This window comes from Lysinibacillus mangiferihumi, from assembly GCF_003049665.1.
In the GTDB taxonomy this organism is placed as follows: Bacteria; Bacillota; Bacilli; order Bacillales_A; family Planococcaceae; genus Lysinibacillus; species Lysinibacillus mangiferihumi.
Genome location: NZ_PYWM01000037.1, coordinates 24,927 through 43,139, shown reverse-complemented (window position 1 = coordinate 43,139; position 18,213 = coordinate 24,927). Strand labels below are relative to the sequence as shown.

Below are 18,213 nucleotides of genomic sequence, written 5' to 3'. Positions count from 1 at the left end.
TGCCCGATAAATTAGTGAGTAATGAAAAAGCCCTTGAAACTTGCCATAAAATTTTAGCATTAGACCCTGGTAACAAATACGCTAAAGAAACCTTTAAAAAATTGGCTAAAAAAAAATAATCCTAAATATTGTGAAACCCCATCCAATGGAATTTGGAAAAATAAATCACTTACTCCGTTGAAAATTACCATCAAAAACTGAACACTATCTACCCAAAATAATTTAAATGCTCTAGGCTAGGATAGTTATTCATCCACACACTATTATTCCCTTAAAGGGTTTCAACGGAAAACTAAGAAAAATTCCTTAAACTATAAAATAGTAAAAGCACTAGGTTAAAAGCTAGGATAGCTTTAACCTGGTGCCCTTGATATATTAATCAAATTCCACAAAGTTAATACTGCAAATACCTCCCATGAAAACAAGTTATTTCCACATTTAAAACATAAACATTTCTATTAAAGTTTTAGTATTGGGCAATGCTATGTGTTTGTTAGTTAGGATTAAAATAGCTCGACTCCCTCGTACTGTTTTAATTGGTTTCCTTCAAAATAGTCGAGAATCATTTCATTAAAAATTGAATGTCTCATCGTACTCAAAGGGTCAAAAGCATTTTTAAACAGGGCTAATTTTGCATTGGGGATATGCTCAAAAATAATCTTTGAGGCTTTTCTTTCATCAACCCCCATTATTTTCATATCCCCACCCATAACCAAAGTAGGACAAGTAATATTATGTAATTCCTGCGTATGAGTCGGAAACTCACTTGTTTTAATTTTCAATAACATTTCCTTATCAATTGAAAACGAATCCCTTAACACTTCTTTTGTGTATTCATCATCTTTATATACTTTTAACATTAAATTGATAATGGTTTTATACGGAATTAATTTGAAAATAGCATTACTTAAGCCTAGGACCCATTTAGACATTCTGGTTGGGATTTCACTATATCCATTCGATAGAACTAGCTTATTTACATATCCACTGTTTTCAATAGCAAAGAGTTGAGCAACTACGGAACCTTGTGATAAACCTATTATATGCGTTTTTTCTATACCAAGTGTATCCAAAAAGTGCTTTAAATCTTGAGAAATAACCTTAATTGAATATGTATTATCAGGGAAATATTTTGATGATTTGCCGTGTCCTCTCATATCAATCATTATCATCTTATACTTCTTAGAAAACTGCTCTATTTGTGGCTTCCACATTTTCCATGAAGCTCCACTCCCATGAATGAAGATGATTGGCTCACCTTCTCCTCTAACCTCATAGTTTACTTCTATATCGTTGACTTGTACTTTTGGCATACTTTTCATCCTTTCACGATTGAACTGATAATTTGGTTATTTTTGTTAATTAGAGTATAACATAGTATTGTCTTCTTACATTTTTAATTTCAAACTATTAGGGTTTATGTAAAAGAAAAAAGAGAGCCATTATTGGGGTTGGGGTTACCCCTGTCAAGTAGACAGCTTTAAAAGAGACTAAGCAACCATCTAGTGTCGATATTATATCGGTGCTAGATGGTTGAGTCGTTTTTGGAAGCGTTGGTAATTATAAAAGTATATATATTCTTCAACGGCTTGTATCACTTCATCCTCCGAATTGTCAGCTAAGAGATATAAACATTCGCTCTTAAAATGTGAGAAGAAGGATTCGATACAGGCATTATCATGGCAGTTCCCTTTACGTGAATAGCTACCGATTATGCCCAGTTGTTCCACCTGTTGATGGTATTTGATTGACGTGTACTGGTATCCTTGATCAGAATGAAGGATACCAGTACACGTTTCTTTTTGTGGCTAGTTCTGTAAGCGTATCTAAGACTAAATCTAAATCATTTCGTTGGCCAATTTTCCATGCGACAATTTCATTATTATACAAATCTTTAACTGCTGATAAATAAAGGAATCCATTCTTTGTAGGTAAATACGTAATATCCGTAACAAATACTTCATTTACTGTACGTTCCTTAAAATTACGCGCTACAACATTATCGAATACTCGTGAAATACGATTTTTCCACACACGACGCTTCTTGCGAATAATGGATTGCACGCATAGCTCACACATTAAACGATAAACTTTCTTATGATTCACTACAAATCCTCTGTCACGTAGCGCAATTTTCATGCGAGGGTAGCCATACATTTTATGTGACTGATGGATTTCTAAAATGTGCTCTTTCAATAGAACATCGTCTATTTTGCGTAACGAAACTTTCCCATTTTTGAGCAATTTATAATAGCCTGAACGTTGTACTTTCGCCATTTTCGTTAGCCATGTAATAGGGTAACGATCTTTCATCGATTCGATAATTTGATAGCGTTCTAGATAAGTTACATTCCTCCATTTACAGATTTGGATACTGCTTTTTTAAGTATTCGACCTGTGCTTTATAGTAATCACGTTTTTCTTCTACACTCTTAAAATAAATACGTTTCCTTTCAATGGATTCTTTACACCTTTCTCTCCAGAGCCTGATGATGGTAGACGATTGAACGCTTCAATGGTGCCAACTTCTTTAAATTTCTTCACCCATCGTTCGACTTGTGTTTTATTCTGAACGCCAAATCGTTTGGCAATAGAAATATAGCTTTCGTTACCGGCTAAATATGCCTGAACAACTTCTAATTTGAAATCATTTGTATACGAATTATTTTTTCTAGGCATAGAAAAATCCCCTTTAAGTAGAATGTTAATTACAGATTACTGTAGCTCTTTTAACATTGTCTACTTAAAGGGGATAATATCATATAGCCCTCTTTTAGTTTCTTTTAAAAATTTTTACTTGCTCATATTTATGAACATAATCTTCTGGTAAAGGAAGTCTTCCGTTTTCATCCATTTTATACTCTTTCCCTTGAATTAAAAAAACTGTATTTTCGTCGTGACCATATTTGCGCCAATCTTTTTCACGCATACCCTTGCTTTCCAAATCAACATCGTGCAAAATACCGCTCGGACTAATTCGATATCGTTTAGATCCATTATTTATGGTAAAGGGTTCTTCTGTTGTAATGCCAAAACTTTCAAAGCCCTGTAAAATCTCACTGTTATCTCTTGCTGTGTGTAACCATGAAGAACTACCTGTATGAATAAATGTTTGGATGTCCTGTAACAATTGGCGTTTTCGCTCTAAATGAACACGTTTGTGATCGGATATTTGATTATCATAATGTAATAACTTTACATATCTAGATGACCCATCATCAATAAACTGATAATTAATAATCCCATAATCAGTCGGAATGCCATAAACTTGATTGTTTTTGATAGTCAAATTAAAATTTTGATCGACATGAAGAACTTTTGCTTGGTATTGATTGTGAAAATTACTTTCTCTTGATGGAGATTCTATTATATTTGAGTTTAATTTAGTCTGTTTTTTTTGAATATGTAACTCCATTTTTTTCAAAGCTGAAGCTACACTTCCTAAACTTTGAAATCCCTTTAAAACCTTATTCTTATCTCTTACACTATTTAGATAAGCAGGATTACCGGTATGAATAAAATTTTGTATGCTCGCTAACATTTGGCGTTTTCCCTCTAAGGAGAAGCGTTTATAATTATTTGGATTACCTACAACTGGATGTTTCTTGATGGTCAAACGATTATCCCGCTTATGGTGATGTACTTCCCGTAATTGGGAGCCTAGTAGATTTGAGTTTAAAGGAGCCTGTTGTTCTTTACGAGAAAACGCCATTTTTGGATAAGATGGAGAGTTAAAAGTTTGTCTTTGAGAAATTGAGCGTAGTGAATGCGACATAGCCAAGTCCTCCTATTATTTCATTTCCCGTTTATAGCTTATTAAAACAAAGGGTTGTAAAGTATAAGTTCCTGGTAAATCGAAAGATGCAGAGTATTTAAATGCATAAGGTTGCTTTACTTTTATTTGAGCATGTTTTGGAACAGCATCTAATTGTTTTGGATTATATAAAGGGAACGTAGCATCAATCCAAGAAAAACTAGATGTTGGACGAAGGCTTCTCTTGATTGAATACAAGCTAACTAAATAGCGATTTGTCTCCTTACCGCCTATTGTAAAATCTGTTAAAATTGCATCGTCAGGAATACTGCTAATATTCGTTAAATCAAAATATTGAATATCACTCGTTGTTTTTCTTGAAGATATAGAAGAAGTACGTAAATCTACTCGATAACTTGGATTAGCATATAGATAGACTGGCTCCCCTACAATTGTTCGTAAACTATACGGATAATTATTTCTGCCATCTTCCGAGGGTTTAATATGAATATGATAATTACCAACAATACTTGTATCAAATTCAACTTGTCTATTACCCTCGTCCCCTAATCCAGTTTTCTGAACGATTGTATCCCCTTTTGGATCTGTAATCTCTACATCAAATGTTTTTCTAGTTACCAATGTTAATTTCTCGCTTCTGTTCATACCAAGGGCAACTTTATAAATTTTGCTATCCCCATCTGTCATGATTGATGTTAAATCGCTTTTTTCAGGAATAGAAAAGTCGGTTCTATCATTTCGCTGAAGTTCTATGGTCTCTTCAGAAAGATCATTTGCGTTAGTGACCAAGGGCATAAATACAAACAAAGATAAAATAAACAACAGAGAGAAAAATTTCTTCATTTCTAATCATCCCATCCTTCTATTCTTTTTTATTGAAAATAACTATACAATATTTTTGGTTAATTCATTTAAAATATTCCTAATTGAATATTAAGAAAATGTAAACCATATAATAGCGTCTTATTTTTCTAGCATGTTCTTTAAATATTTTTCATTTTTCATCCATTCTTACAATATAAGTTGGATTAAGTTCTATTGATCCGTTCTTTTCTTGTAATACATTGCCATGCTCATCATATTTTATAAAGCTCTCTAATCTACCTAAAACTCTATATTCAACTAATTTTAAAACACCATTTTCATAGAACTCTTTTTGTATGCCTTCTACAGTGTTTGTGTCGATATTTTTAATTTCTTTGACTTGTCCATTCGGATAATAATAAACCATTTCCCCATTCTTAACACCATTTTTTACTATATAATAGTTTGCTAAATTACCATCTTCATAACATTCATAGATTATGCCTGTAAATAGGTGTTCATTATTATTTTGATCATATTCCACTATAAATGAATCATAATCATCTCCCCCATACCCAAAATTCTTTCCAAAATTCTTACCATTTTTCATAATGTATTCTTTGTTTAATAATTTATCTTTCAACTGTAGATACCCCCGATATTACTCCAAATCCATCTAATAAATACTTACAGCGTGGACAACATTTAAACATAACCACACCTGGCTTATTCTTATGAATTCCTGTTTTTATTACACTTCAGTCAAATCTTTCGAGCACCCAGATTCATTCTCAGCACTTCATTTACAGCTAAAACTTCAGCAAACTCTTTATAATAATCTATTCCTTCTTTAAATTTTTCTTCTATTATACAATTGATCACTCATTTCATTTGTCTCCCCCTTGCTTTGACATTCTCCTAAGATTTTACCATCTGTGTCTAACCTAAATGTTTTTATATTTCCACTTTTATCATTCTTGAACAGTCTTGTCCGTCAATTCTTCATTTGCTTTTACCCACTATTGACAGAATAGTCCCTACATGTATTAATTTTTATGTTAAATTGAAAAAGCAGAAAAGTTGTGAGAGCAACGCTTCTGCCTTTAGCTATTTGTTTATTTTATAGTTTTACTTTTTTAATTCGATTTGCTAATTTCTCTTGTTCATCTTCAGTTAATTGCTCATTAGATATATCGCAAACTTGAAATGATTGCAACTCATTCTTTATTTCCTCAATACCATTTACAGTTATTAACCCTTGATTACACAGATTTTCAGCAAGCGTTGTATAGATAATATACTTTTCGCTTTTTGTGTTTTTACAATCTCTTTCAAATCGTTGTAATACATCAGTGACTATAGTCTCCGTATTTTTGTTTTCTTCTATAAAATTGCTAATATATTTTTGTACTTCCCCTATTAACTCTTCATAATACCAACAACCCGTTTGATAGTAATCAAGAGGCATTTTTTTAAATTCTTGTAAAACATGTACTCTACGTGAAAACAAGTCATTATACTCTTCCTGAGATATTGCATTTTCAAGTTTAATTAAATTAAAATCTAATTCAATCAACACATTTTCAATATAACTCTTGAATGTATACATTGCCTTTAAATGAGTAATTAAGATTTCTGCAAGTTCTATATAAACTATTCCCTTATCTGTTTCACTTTTTTTGGCGACCATATCATACTCATTATATGTTCTTGCTATTGCTTCTTTGTTACTCATCTTTTCATCTTTAAATTCCATATAAGTTTCATTTATATACTCATTGTATTCTTGATAACTAAATTCCACTTCTATGAACCTCCATTGCCTGCCCATCTGCATCGAAAAATTCTGTTTTACCAGATGGCCTATAGTTATTGGTTATTTCAATTTATCTTTTACCTCTAACCCCAATCCAATTCTTTGTTCAAGTAACCCTTGAATACCTAACAATTTCCCGACTGTTGATGTCGCTCCTAAGAGAGGGTCACATTCACCTTTTCTCCCTTTGTATAATAAATAGCAGCATTCTGGCCATCTGCTATTTCTCCAGCTACCGGTATTGCCCTCCGAAGCACTTGTCGCCTGTTGAAGACAATCGATTCATTCTCGACTTTAGCAGCATCTACAATGGTAAATAATTGCAGATGAGAATGAAGTCGTCGTAGCTTTTAGCCATATCCCCTTGATATTTTCTGGATAAAAGTCATTACGTGCCTTAGTGACTACTGACGCATTCTCCACAGTCTGAATTATTTTGACAATTTTCTCTTTGCTGAGGTTTGTTCCAAAGGTAATTCAGCTGCTAAAAGGCTTGAGCCCTTTAAGCCTTTTAATGTATATTTTTATTTATTCTGCTCTTTAATTACTTCCATACCCTGCATAAATCTGTTAATAGAATCCTCGTTCTTCAATAATTCACTTAAGTATAGCAACACATCAAACTCTTCAGGGTCTGCATCATAATAAATCATTCCTGGATCAATAAAAGGCTTATAAACTATATTACAGATATTTTGCCCCTCTATTATTACACTAAAACATCTTTTCGATTTAGAAACATAAATATTTGTACAAGTTAAATCGTTTATAGATGTTTCGAATGATTTTCCATTGTAGAAAAAAAACAGTTTGTTATCTTTAACATAAATACCGACTATCCGCCCATCTTCACTAAACCCTCCGATGCCTTGTCTAACCATTTGAACTTTGCTTTTTTCAACTATTGAATATCCGCTGTCATCTAATAAAATATACGTCCCTGTCTTAGAGTAATTATTCATTATCACTATAAATGCCCCTCCTAAGGTCCTAGTCTTAATAGTGATTTATTACATCATCTTTTTGCATTGATTTTTGAATTTTTATTTTCCATACTTGTTCATCTGATTCATAAATTCCTTTAACAATAGATGAATCTCTTACTATATTTACACACTCTCAGCTATTGGTCCTATTGTATTACCATATTTTTATTTTTCTTTCCACTAAACCAGCTCTCTCTTCAGCAGTTATATTTTCCCTAGATGCTATTGTTTGCTAATTATGTGCTTTCCCAACATGTTTACTATATTTTTTGTAGAAAATCATTCAGATAATGTTTATGTAGAGTAGTATTTATGATAAATTTATTTCAACTTTCTATAATTATTTATAAATGATTTCAATTTTGGTATCTTAGTAATTATATTGTTTAACTACGGTTTTAAACTAAGAATATATTCGATTCTTGATTTAGCCCCAAAGCTCGATTTAATAACCTTATAATCTCCATCTTCTATTGCTTGGATACATTTATCTATGTCTTGTGATAACTGTTCTATATCTTTTTCATTCGCTTCATTTTTAAATTCTTCACTATTGATATAAAAGTCTAAATTTTTATATACAAAATCTGGTATTTCCTTAAGTTTAAAACACTCTATTGCAACACAAATATAATATGCAGTCCTTGTAAAAGCATTATAATTTAAATCTCTCCAATCTTCTTCAAATACTTTTGCTGCAGATTGTGATGCTGTAAATCCATCCTCTTCAATATATTCTTCAAAACTGTATACAACAGAATCTTTGATACTTTCATAATCAATATTATTATTCAACATATTCTCCCTAACCCTTATGGAATTACTGTATCATTTGTAAAGATACTTAGCTTTATAATAGTATATTTTTCTCTAAATTCTAATATAACATTTGTACAACTATAGCGTGGACACTAGTTATTAAGAACACCTACTGCATTGGTCACTTATTCTCTTTTACGCCTATTCGTTCAACACCAACGACGGTGCTTCCAACTGACGGAGTTGCTCCTTTACTTCTTCTAGATTTCTTTTTCCCTTGTTCTTTTAAGTCCTTCTTTCTCTACCGTTATACTCAAGTAAAATAGCTAACTAAATCTCACACTTTCTAATTTTAAAAATATATCAAACCTATTTACCAACTCTTTTTTCATAGTTGGAACTTCTTGAGGCATATAGTTAACAAAACTCACCATATCTTCTGGGTAATGATGATTTCCATAAAACTCTGCAATTTTATTTAATAATTCATTATCTCCTTTACAGTTTTCTTTTATTATAGATAAACAAACAAACCTAAGTTTTCTATTCTCCTCTACTAATATTGTGCCTTCTTCATCTAATTGAGGGAAATATCTAGTTTTTATTTCTAACATCACTTTATCTAAATCTTCATTAGATACTCCCCATGCAAGTTCACTCACAAATCCACTTTCATCATCGATCTCTAACAACTCTACCGCGTATTCGGAAATAACGTCTTTGCTAAAATAATTATCTTGGACACCTACAAAAATAGTTTTCCAGTCATACGTAATATGTCTATTTTTTAAATCTTTTAAGTTCATATTATTCACCTATTACTTTTCTGAAATTTGATTTGCTATACCTGTTATAACACCATTTCCAATGAATCTCCTATGAAATTTAAATCATCAATTTGTTCTCGACGCCTATTAGATTCTACTGCCTTTTTAATATTTCAACTTACATGCTTTCCACCAAAAGGTAAGCCTTGCACATGATGATCGATTTCAAGTTCTCCTCTTCTAACACTTGCTTCCTAGGGTTCTTTTCTCTTTACTATTTTCGATATTCAGGGTTAGAATACCCTCCTGCAATTTATTTAGATTTTTTTGATAACTTTTACAATCTAAATAAAAAGTAATTTTTCAGCGCACAGATAGCTCCTACGGAAAAGAAACCTTAAATGATAAATTGCCATTCAAAGTTCAACTAAAGCTTATTTTAAATTTTCTATTCTAAAAAATTAATTAATAGGGAACATTCCCTTCAATTCCAATAGGGATTTTTACTAAACTATCAGCGTGATTTTTTTATATCCTTTCAAAGACTCTCGAAAAGTACTTATCTCAATATTAGGTAGAACAGATTCTAGTGAAATATAGTGTTCCTTAAAAAATCCATCTAAGTCTACAAACCAATACGAGTTAAAATAATCATGAAAACTCGTATCAAATTCATCTTCTAAGCTTGTAAAATCTTGTGTAACAGTCATTTCTACAGGTTTCCATGAGATATATTCATCCTCATCCACTTCGCCGTCATAAATTATTAAGTTATCATCACTACTAATTGTCGTTTTAAATAAAAAATCTAAAGCTGTAGTAGCTACCTCTTTCCTCATCTGAAAGTATATATGCATTGCCTCTTTTGTTGTCAAAGTTATTATCCTTAACTATTTAAAAATTTTTCAAGTAATTCAGCATACTGACATCATTTTCTCAAACACCCGCAGCTTTTTCGTCAGTCTAATATTCTCTATCATTCAACCGCTTCACACCTGTTATAAAAAATCATTTCTTTTATAGCAAACTCTAACCATTCCCAGAGATCTTCAAATTCATGTCTTTGTTCAAAACCTTCAGTAGTAAAATCATGAATTAATTGAATCTTAGTTCCCTTTCCTATTTCAAAACATGCGATATCATCACTATCATCCTGTCTAGCAAAAGGTATTAATTTTCTATTGGGATATCTCTCCTTCAAATCAAAATACCTTCTTGTCGCTTGACCAGACTCCATTAAATACCATACATCAAAATCAACTAAATTTAATTCTACAATCTTATGATAAGATTTCGGATATTCAAAAATATCTGAAGTTATATTGTAAGTTGCCAATTCATGTTCACTTCTTTCTATTTCATTTTCTCTAATTCATACGACCCCATTGAATTATTATTTCTAAAACTAGCTTTTTGCCTTCTAAAGGGGCGACTTTTTCTAATTAATTTTTGATGATAACAAAAAAACAGGTCAATTATGTGGTATCTGATCATAATTAACCTGTATCATGCAACGCTATTACGCTGCCATTCTATACTAGCTTCTATCATATTGCCACAGCCATCCCAAATGACTGAAATTTATTATTCTATTTCTTCTGGTTTACTAAATAAGCAAAGCGTGTCTAATGCCTCGAAAATGTCATCGCCAAACTTAAATAATGAATACCCATTTTTTCCAAAGACCTTACCAGATTTCGAGATAAACATTATTAAGTTTCCACGGTATGCTTCTCCAATTACTACGAGCGGCTCTTTTACTAATAGCTCAAATTCATCAAAGTCTTCTTTTTCATAGTAATCCCCAACAACTTCTTGTGGGCTAAAATGAAAGGTTTCCAAACTTCCATCCGGATGCTTAAATTTATATTCAACCCCACCAAATTGACTTAGTGCATCAACCACCGGATTAAACACTTGATATCCCATCGCCTTTAAAAATTTTACTGTTTCCGTTAATTCAACCTTATTATTTGTATTCCATCCCGCTTGTAGCAATATATCTCTCGTTTCATCTGATAAATTTTGCATAAGTATCCTCCCTATTTATTCAAGAGTTCTATTCACGAAAATCATTAATGAAATCTAAAAATGTCTTTTAACAATTTTGGGATGGCGCTTATAAACATTTAAAGTTCCTGTTGAATTTTTAAGATAAGATTATCCATCTATAAATCATAACTGAATTTAGACATATTATAGAGAGCTGGTAAAATCTCATTAGATTTTATCTCTAAAACTTTATCTTCAGTAACATTTTCTTGTGCAAATTTACAAAGAATAATAGAGTAATTTGTTATATTAATATTCTTCGCTATTTTTTCTGAAATATCAGAAAAAAATTCCACAATAATCGGAGGGCTTTCAAAATTACTCCAATCTTGCAAATCGCCTATAAAATTATCATTTTTTAGTTCAATTAGATAGGAACTCATATATTTTTCTAAATATCTTTTTTTAACTTCTCTTATGTCATCACTTTTTAAAATTAGAAACTCATAATTTTTCAAGTCTGATAATAATAATAATATTTCTTTTAATGATAGATTTGTATCAAAGGAAAAAACTGTGTGCAATCGAAGTTTTCATCCATTTTATTGTTCCCTTATTCTTGATATTTGCCGTTTTCTAAATAGTCATATAATTATTTTCTATCTTTTGCATTTGGAGTTGTTACACCATCATTTGACGTTTTGGAACCAACCCACCATAAATATTTCCTTTTGGTGCGGCATTTCTAGTGAGTTGATGTACATACAGTGCTAAGTTAGCATGACTATCATACCAAAAACGTTTAAACTGACTTGGGACATCACCATTGTTTCTTTTTCAATAGACACATTATTTTTCACAAAACTAACAAAGGATCTTTCGCCTGAACTTGGTTTACCTCTAGAAGCTAATCCTTTATCAAGCTGCTCCACAGGCTTGCACATCCTTACCTAGTTGATCGATTACTTTTGTGTATAATAGGTATATTTACCTTTTTTTGCAAAAAAGCTCCGACTTGTCATTTGATAATCCTAGCGAATAATCTGTGTATTTCTTTAATTGTATATAATCCAGCTTCCCTCCTCTATGGCCGTAAAATTTTATTATCCATGAATTTTTTATTTATCCAGTCTACTGCTAATTCTGCTTCTTCTCTTAACACAGCACCTCGTTTGCACTTATACTGAAAATTTTCTTTTGCCCAGATCAGTATAATCTTTGTATATTCTAAAGTCTCAATTTTACATGTGCTGGCCTCCTCATCATCTGCAAAAATATCTTCAATGGTTGTAAAAAATTCATCTGATTTTATTAAGTTTACATTTCCCCCACCTTCGTATAAAGTTACTTTTCCTGCTAGTAATTCAAGTAATTTTTCGATTTCATCCTTTACAGTAGCAAAATCGCCAAAAATATCCGAACCTAGTGAATTACAAATCAGATAACCATTGTTTAATGATGTATCTATACCAAAATCCAAAATAACCTCATTAAAATCTTCATTATATTCAGTTGTATACAAATATTTAATCATGTTATTATCCCCACTCTTATTAATACAACGGATATGCTGTGACGTAATTTCCCTATTTTTTATAACGAATTCAAGGTTCGCATAATGTTTCCTTTTTACGATAGTCCCCAAATACTAAACTCATAATAATATTCCGTTCGTTCAATACACAAACCAAAATTAAAATCTCCATCCACTAGTATAAAATCTCCATATCCCTTTGAAAACCATGTCAACTCAAGAACTTTATCTAAGTTACTAAATAATTCATTAACATTAATTAACACTACTTCTATTTCACTTTCTCTAAAAAACAATAGGTATCCTTTTTTATGTGTTATTTCAGTATTATCAATAATCTCATTTAATAACTGTATTGATTTTTGAATATTTTCTTTATAGTTATCTCCTTGCAATCGAATCTTATTTTTCTTTGCTTTAAGTACCGAAAATACTTTCTTACAAAATAAATCGTTATCTTCAATATTCAAAAATGGTTCCTCGACAAGATTCATGAAGTCTAATTCTTTGATTAAATTCTTTCTTCTACTTATTCTTTTTAACAACTCCAACTTTGTTGTTCTATCATTATTCACATTAACCATCTTCCTCATTATACCCTTTCTTTTTATAACCAAAAAATGCAAATTTAGCCATCCCATTTCATAACTACCCCTGTCAAGTAAAATATCATCTCGCCTAATTATCGTACTTGTCAAACTATCCTATAGTAAATCCAGACCCCATGATGGTAATACCTTCTAGCAAAATACAACCTTAAAAATATTTGACTATATAAAGCAAACAATTCCCTCTCACATTAACCATTATTTATCGCCACGAGCTTTGTCATTATCGTTTATTTAGTCACTATTCCATACAAAACTACCTCCTGCATGTAAAATGTCATCTCGCCTAATTCTCACACTTTTCTTCCTAGATCAATGTTTGCATAATAATCCTTGATGGTCACATGAGTTTTCGATTCTCAAACGAATCATTTTCTTATTGTCTCACTCAAATATCAGCCGATTTAATATGACTTAAAGAAAAAAACCTTGAAAGGCATTTAGCCAATCAAGGTTATAACAATTAATTATTAGTGATTATATAGCATACATTAAACAATATTTTTTTATTTTTTAAATCTTGAATAAAATTACTAAGTGATATAGTGCCTTGAATAATCTCATAATCACCACCCTGATATCTAGCTAAAAACATTAAGGTATTACTTGGAGATTGTTTAATTAAAAATTCTAATATTGCTACAAACTCTTCCGAATATTCTTTATGAATAACTAATGGAGTTAAGTTATAAATAACATCCTCATCGTCAATCCAAAAAGGAATAGGTAATTTTTCTGACTCTATTTCAAAATCAGAGGTACAAAGTAAAAATGCATTTTTAATCCCATTATCCTCTTTAACTAATGAGTACCAAATTCCTTTTGTTTGACTCATAAAATTCCATGTACAATCCAACCTCAAAACCATTTTATCGTCCACTTCATTTATTACTTCTATAAAAGAGAGAAATGGAATCGGTAATGGTTTATTTTGATTAACCACTAATATATTTATTTCAAATGACATAGCTATCACCTTTCTTACGGTAGAAAATCGTTTATCTTCCAATTAGTATCAAACGAAGTCTTTCCATCTCTAGACATTACTCTGATTGTACCATCTGAACTTAGATGAATATCAGGATTATTACCCACCTTTTTCATAGAGTCTTTATACGGAGAGTTTTTATTGGTAAGGTCTTTAACTATATCCTGTTTCACTTGGTGGAACTCCCCTTTCTTCAAGTCAAACTTCCTCTCTATTTCTTTAGCTGAGTAGTTTTTAAAATCTTTACCCGTACCCTTATCAAGCTTCTCCACATACTAACCTAATTGATTGATTTCTTTTTAAGTATATTGAGAGCATTCGCTTTGGTTGTTTTTTGCTTGTGCAGAAGATAGTTAAAGATCCTTCTACTTTTTTCCAATTAATAATCGTATCAAATTAAATAGCCAATTCCCGGTTCCCGGTTTTTTGTCTTATGTTGATGGGTCAATATGGTCAACATTTGTTCAATTAAAAATTTTATTTTTGATCGTTATTATTCTCTTTTTCTTCAAATGATTGTAAATAACGCTCTAAGAATTCTCTGTCGTCTTTATCTTCAGGTATACGTCCTAGATACTTATACTTCCAAATAATTCGCCTTTCATAATCGTCTGCTTCCGATAAGTCTTCGTATTCATAGTCAATTTTCAATTCACCCTCACTGTTAAAAATCAATGTGAGATTGGTCCAAGGTTCTTGGTTATTATTTTTAAATTCATACCATAGTTCTTCTAAATAATCTAATAATTTTCTCCATTTTTCCTTATATTCCTCTTTTTCTACCCCGAATACACTTGGTATATCATGACTATGCATTGGTTTTTCGCTAGATTCCGGGTAATAGAAGAAAAATGCAGTACGTACATCTTCATTGATTTCACCATAAACATAGACTTTAGACCACGCTTCTGGAATCGTTTCTACGACTATTTGAGCGATACTATTGTATAAACTACTTATTTTATTATCATTCACAATTACTTGCCTCCTGGTTTATTTTTAAATTCTCTATATTCCCAATCTCCATTTCCAACCTTATACTCTATTTCAAAACTTATAGGACGTTGTAAGTCTCCTTTATAAATCGCCTTTATCTTTACCTCAACACCCTGCCCTTTGTCAAGCTGTTTTGCCCGCATGTTCTCAAGTTTTTTCCACTCTCCTTTATTGAGATTACCATTCATAGGCACAAGATTATCCAGACTACCTGAACCTTTAAAAATACTTGCAATCAAATGACCGCCCTCACCATCTGGCAAACGACCGTCTCCACTCACTACTTTTTGAGCATGATTCTTTTCCCTTTACCCAGTTCGAGGTTATCTTCACAATTTGAAATACGACCTTTACTATCTGTTTTATAAATATGGCTTCTTTAATAGTATATTCTCAAATGTTCTAGTATCCGTTATTCGGCCCACATTCACACCAGCCAACTCCAACGGCGGTGTTCCCAATTGACAGAGCTGGTCCTTGACAGTATGGCATTTTTATACCCATGATCATGGCGAGTGTAACGTTTAAACTCTTTAGCTTGACGAATTCAACTTGAGTTAAGTCTTCTGCCCTACTTACTTGGCACTGGGTGAGGTCTACTCATCAACAAACCGTAATAGGATAAAAAAAACGCAATTTGGAATGCCAATCTCGTATTGATTACACATAGTATTTCAGACCTAAATCCGAAGATGCTTCGCTTAATCTTTTTTTTGAAAAATATATTTATCTTTCATATACCGACGCTGTAAAAAATCTGTATAAGTATCAGTAATCTTATAGAAACCATCTTTCTTCTTACCTTCCGAATAAAAATATACTGGAGGATTCTCGCCCTCATCTAGTTTAAAGAAACAAAACATACACCCTTGACTCATCCAAAATACAAAATCGTTAGGGGTAAGCTTCAATGCAACATTATTTTCTGCTAATAATTCCGCTCCCCATTCATTCAATTCCATTAATTCGTCAATATAACATGATTCTCCTCGTAAAAAAGTATGCTCTGTCCCTCCTCCCATTACTTCAAGAAATTCAATGTATGCTTTAGGAATTTTATTATTTCCTATCAACCTCTTTACTTCATCTACTTCGTCCTTAGTGCACGGAACCATAGGAATTTTATTTTTTTGTAATTCGGTAATAAGTTCATATAAATATTTCACCATTATTCTCCTCTATTTTGGAATTACCTCAATACAAACTACCTCAATATTTTGAAATTTCTTCTGGAATTCATCAACCAAATCAATACAATTATCACAATATGGTCTTTCAGAAATAATTTCAATTAACCCCTTAACATCAGCCTTATCTTAATATTTTAGTCTTAAATATCCTACAAATTTTTGTTCAGTATGACTTGTAAATGCACTAATTGGGCCTTCATAATGATAATCCTCTGGTTGTAGGGGCTTAAAATTATCTTTATTAAAGTAATCATTGTTAGGAAACTCTCCACTACTTTCTAAATTTATCTCATCACCATCTATTTTTCCTTTTGACGCAGCAGCATTCCTTTTCTTCCATCTGTATATTTTTTCCTTAAGGTGTCGACTAGTTCTCTATCTATTTGAGTAGATTCTGTAAAAAAACTACCAAAAGCATTAACCTTAACCTTACCCTTAGTCGCCTCAGCAATGCCATCGAGTGCTTCTTTTTCATAGGAGTGTTTTATTGCATTGCCTATTGATTTTTCGTTTCAATCGGGTGTTGCGGTCACTAGATTATTGAGGACACCTCCAGGGTTGGTCACCAATTCTTTTAGTTCGCCGTATGTATTTTTCAATACATCAACCGTTGCATCTAGTTTGCCTTTTTCTTTTTGAGCTTTTGTTAAAAGCAGATTCTGGCCTGTTAGTATGGCTTTTTCTTTAAAGCTCATGTCCTTACTTGGCGTTTGCAGTTCCATGTTATTTAACGACTTGTCGGCTAGTACGGCTTCTTTTGAGGCCGTTTTTACTTCTTTCATGGTTGTTTGGCTAAATTATACACTTCTTTTGTTTTTTGTCCGTTAGCACCGTCGTTTTTACGGTATTCTTTATGCTTCGCTTATTTAAGGGTTTGCGTACTTTCGTTTAATTTGCAAGTACCCGTATAAATCGTGTAGAAAATATCTTGTTTTATTGAAATTTCATTACTCCTAATCCTAAACTTTTACTAACTACCATAAGTTTTCGATTCAAATATCAATTATTTTCACAATTTTTCGTACACGAAAAAACCTTGAAAGGTATGAAACCAATCAAGGTATCTCGAAGACAAGAACCCATTTTTTATTGTGTATAACACTAAAAAAATCGCTAATTGTAAACTAGTCAAGGGTATCCGTACAACAAATTATATCCTTATACAATTCCCGAAACCATGAACTTATATAATCATACTATCAATCGCATGATTAAAGTAAAGTTATTGGCTAACAAATATTAAATACAGATTAGGTCTTTCCTCAGCTTATTACTCCATTCCGCTCTCCATTAACAGCTTTCTTATTTTATGTGTTTCTAAATCTGCTAATCTAACGGGAATAGGCAAACGACTTTCATTATTAATGCAATTCAATACAATTTCAGTACTTGAATCTAAATCAATCCAGTTCCCACAAGAAACAAAGATGGGTTTAACACTTATTCTTGTTCTCAAAGCCCGACCATAGACTTCATTATTTATTACAATATCGGTGTAAGAGCCTTTTAAATTCTCTGGCATAATAAAGTCAACATCCTGGATTTTAAGATAACTTTTTGCCACTCCAATCGTTGGTTTATTTAAAAAGAATGAGGCGTGAGTAGCAATACCCATGTGACGATAATGTAAATAACCATTGCCATCAAACATATATATATCTGGCTGCTTCGTTAGTTTTTTTACTGCCTCTATTACTAAAGGTAATTCTCGAAATGCAAGGAAACCTGGAATATAAGGGGTTTGTATTTCCCCATAACTGTACACTTTTTCAACAATTACTTTTGTACTATAATCAATGATGACAATACAGCATGTACCGTACTTTCTTTCATTCAGATTCCAGTAAGATAAATCTACTCCTGCAATAAGTTGTACATTCTCTATTTGAAAATTATTTTCTAATTTAATTCTAGGAAACAATTCACTTTGAATTTTCGAAAACTCCTGTATTAATTTATTTCCATCAAAATTATTCATAAGCATCCTATCCTTCTTTA

At 31.8% G+C, this 18,213-nt stretch carries 22 protein-coding genes and 1 pseudogene; all 23 read right to left on the bottom strand.

The features are described 5' to 3' along the window. Positions 1-503: 503 nt before the first annotated feature. Positions 504-1,313, bottom strand: a complete 810-nt coding sequence (locus C9J37_RS23675; RefSeq protein WP_107897375.1) for an alpha/beta fold hydrolase — start codon at positions 1,311-1,313, stop codon at positions 504-506. A 201-nt stretch (positions 1,314-1,514) separates the two neighbouring features. Continuing rightward, a pseudogene (locus C9J37_RS29775) lies at positions 1,515-2,679 on the bottom strand (IS3 family transposase). Between the two features lie 94 nt (positions 2,680-2,773). After that, on the bottom strand, positions 2,774-3,775 hold the full coding sequence (locus C9J37_RS23655) for a hypothetical protein (protein ID WP_107897371.1): 1,002 nt from the start codon (positions 3,773-3,775) through the stop codon (positions 2,774-2,776). A gap of 15 nt (positions 3,776-3,790) precedes the next feature. Next, positions 3,791-4,618: a hypothetical protein gene (locus tag C9J37_RS23650; protein ID WP_107897370.1), complete on the bottom strand. Its 828-nt coding sequence runs from the start codon at positions 4,616-4,618 to the stop codon at positions 3,791-3,793. 151 nt (positions 4,619-4,769) lie between these two features. Further along, positions 4,770-5,222 carry a toxin-antitoxin system YwqK family antitoxin gene (locus tag C9J37_RS23645; RefSeq protein ID WP_107897369.1) on the bottom strand — a complete coding sequence of 151 codons (453 nt, stop codon included), beginning with the start codon at positions 5,220-5,222 and terminating at the stop codon, positions 4,770-4,772. A gap of 477 nt (positions 5,223-5,699) precedes the next feature. Next, a complete protein-coding gene (locus C9J37_RS23640; protein WP_107897368.1) occupies positions 5,700-6,383 on the bottom strand; it encodes an Imm3 family immunity protein in 684 nt (227 codons plus the stop codon). A gap of 536 nt (positions 6,384-6,919) precedes the next feature. Then, the gene (locus C9J37_RS23635; protein WP_107897367.1) at positions 6,920-7,366 is read right to left on the bottom strand and encodes a hypothetical protein; all 447 of its coding nucleotides are present in this window, start codon (positions 7,364-7,366) and stop codon (positions 6,920-6,922) included. Between the two features lie 405 nt (positions 7,367-7,771). Then, entirely contained in the window at positions 7,772-8,176 is a 405-nt protein-coding gene (locus tag C9J37_RS23625) for a hypothetical protein (protein WP_107897366.1), read from the bottom strand. Between the two features lie 290 nt (positions 8,177-8,466). Next, the gene (locus C9J37_RS23620; protein WP_107897365.1) at positions 8,467-8,946 is read right to left on the bottom strand and encodes a DUF2247 family protein; all 480 of its coding nucleotides are present in this window, start codon (positions 8,944-8,946) and stop codon (positions 8,467-8,469) included. Between the two features lie 467 nt (positions 8,947-9,413). Next, positions 9,414-9,782, bottom strand: a complete 369-nt coding sequence (locus C9J37_RS23615) for a SecY-interacting protein Syd (RefSeq protein WP_107897364.1) — start codon at positions 9,780-9,782, stop codon at positions 9,414-9,416. 101 nt (positions 9,783-9,883) lie between these two features. Further along, a complete protein-coding gene (locus tag C9J37_RS23610) occupies positions 9,884-10,243 on the bottom strand; it encodes a hypothetical protein (protein ID WP_107897363.1) in 360 nt (119 codons plus the stop codon). 248 nt (positions 10,244-10,491) lie between these two features. Beyond that, on the bottom strand, positions 10,492-10,938 hold the full coding sequence (locus C9J37_RS23605) for an SUKH-3 domain-containing protein (protein ID WP_107897362.1): 447 nt from the start codon (positions 10,936-10,938) through the stop codon (positions 10,492-10,494). A gap of 137 nt (positions 10,939-11,075) precedes the next feature. Continuing rightward, positions 11,076-11,483, bottom strand: a complete 408-nt coding sequence (locus tag C9J37_RS23600) for a hypothetical protein (RefSeq protein ID WP_107897361.1) — start codon at positions 11,481-11,483, stop codon at positions 11,076-11,078. Between the two features lie 186 nt (positions 11,484-11,669). Further along, a complete protein-coding gene (locus C9J37_RS28535; RefSeq protein WP_167397419.1) occupies positions 11,670-11,831 on the bottom strand; it encodes a hypothetical protein in 162 nt (53 codons plus the stop codon). Between the two features lie 152 nt (positions 11,832-11,983). Then, a complete protein-coding gene (locus tag C9J37_RS23595) occupies positions 11,984-12,433 on the bottom strand; it encodes a hypothetical protein (RefSeq protein ID WP_107897360.1) in 450 nt (149 codons plus the stop codon). 95 nt (positions 12,434-12,528) lie between these two features. Further along, positions 12,529-13,074 carry a YxiF family protein gene (locus tag C9J37_RS23590; protein ID WP_235617229.1) on the bottom strand — a complete coding sequence of 182 codons (546 nt, stop codon included), beginning with the start codon at positions 13,072-13,074 and terminating at the stop codon, positions 12,529-12,531. Between the two features lie 430 nt (positions 13,075-13,504). Further along, positions 13,505-14,008, bottom strand: coding sequence for a hypothetical protein (locus tag C9J37_RS23585; RefSeq protein ID WP_036150273.1), 504 nt, complete (start codon positions 14,006-14,008; stop codon positions 13,505-13,507). Between the two features lie 14 nt (positions 14,009-14,022). Beyond that, complete coding sequence (locus C9J37_RS23580) at positions 14,023-14,301, bottom strand: hypothetical protein (RefSeq protein ID WP_107897359.1); 279 nt, start codon at positions 14,299-14,301, stop codon at positions 14,023-14,025. 205 nt (positions 14,302-14,506) lie between these two features. Then, positions 14,507-15,004 carry an antitoxin YezG family protein gene (locus tag C9J37_RS23575; protein ID WP_107897358.1) on the bottom strand — a complete coding sequence of 166 codons (498 nt, stop codon included), beginning with the start codon at positions 15,002-15,004 and terminating at the stop codon, positions 14,507-14,509. Between the two features lie 2 nt (positions 15,005-15,006). Then, the gene (locus C9J37_RS23570; RefSeq protein ID WP_235617228.1) at positions 15,007-15,288 is read right to left on the bottom strand and encodes a DNA/RNA non-specific endonuclease; all 282 of its coding nucleotides are present in this window, start codon (positions 15,286-15,288) and stop codon (positions 15,007-15,009) included. Positions 15,289-15,726: 438 nt separating this feature from the next. After that, positions 15,727-16,194 carry an SMI1/KNR4 family protein gene (locus C9J37_RS23565; protein WP_235617227.1) on the bottom strand — a complete coding sequence of 156 codons (468 nt, stop codon included), beginning with the start codon at positions 16,192-16,194 and terminating at the stop codon, positions 15,727-15,729. 533 nt (positions 16,195-16,727) lie between these two features. Continuing rightward, positions 16,728-16,997 carry a hypothetical protein gene (locus C9J37_RS23560; RefSeq protein ID WP_107897356.1) on the bottom strand — a complete coding sequence of 90 codons (270 nt, stop codon included), beginning with the start codon at positions 16,995-16,997 and terminating at the stop codon, positions 16,728-16,730. A gap of 488 nt (positions 16,998-17,485) precedes the next feature. Next, positions 17,486-18,193, bottom strand: a complete 708-nt coding sequence (locus C9J37_RS23555; protein ID WP_137067822.1) for an endonuclease V — start codon at positions 18,191-18,193, stop codon at positions 17,486-17,488. Positions 18,194-18,213 lie beyond the last annotated feature (20 nt).

Coding starts and splice junctions, on each gene's coding strand:
- C9J37_RS23675 (WP_107897375.1), bottom strand. CDS start 1,313: ATGCCAAAAGTACAAGTCAACGATATAGAAGTAAACTATGAGGTTAGA.
- C9J37_RS23655 (WP_107897371.1), bottom strand. CDS start 3,775: ATGTCGCATTCACTACGCTCAATTTCTCAAAGACAAACTTTTAACTCT.
- C9J37_RS23650 (WP_107897370.1), bottom strand. CDS start 4,618: ATGAAGAAATTTTTCTCTCTGTTGTTTATTTTATCTTTGTTTGTATTT.
- C9J37_RS23620 (WP_107897365.1), bottom strand. CDS start 8,946: ATGAACTTAAAAGATTTAAAAAATAGACATATTACGTATGACTGGAAA.
- C9J37_RS23605 (WP_107897362.1), bottom strand. CDS start 10,938: ATGCAAAATTTATCAGATGAAACGAGAGATATATTGCTACAAGCGGGA.
- C9J37_RS23595 (WP_107897360.1), bottom strand. CDS start 12,433: ATGATTAAATATTTGTATACAACTGAATATAATGAAGATTTTAATGAG.
- C9J37_RS23590 (WP_235617229.1), bottom strand. CDS start 13,074: ATGGGATGGCTAAATTTGCATTTTTTGGTTATAAAAAGAAAGGGTATA.
- C9J37_RS23585 (WP_036150273.1), bottom strand. CDS start 14,008: ATGTCATTTGAAATAAATATATTAGTGGTTAATCAAAATAAACCATTA.
- C9J37_RS23565 (WP_235617227.1), bottom strand. CDS start 16,194: ATGGTGAAATATTTATATGAACTTATTACCGAATTACAAAAAAATAAA.
- C9J37_RS23560 (WP_107897356.1), bottom strand. CDS start 16,997: ATGAAAGAAGTAAAAACGGCCTCAAAAGAAGCCGTACTAGCCGACAAG.
- C9J37_RS23555 (WP_137067822.1), bottom strand. CDS start 18,193: ATGAATAATTTTGATGGAAATAAATTAATACAGGAGTTTTCGAAAATT.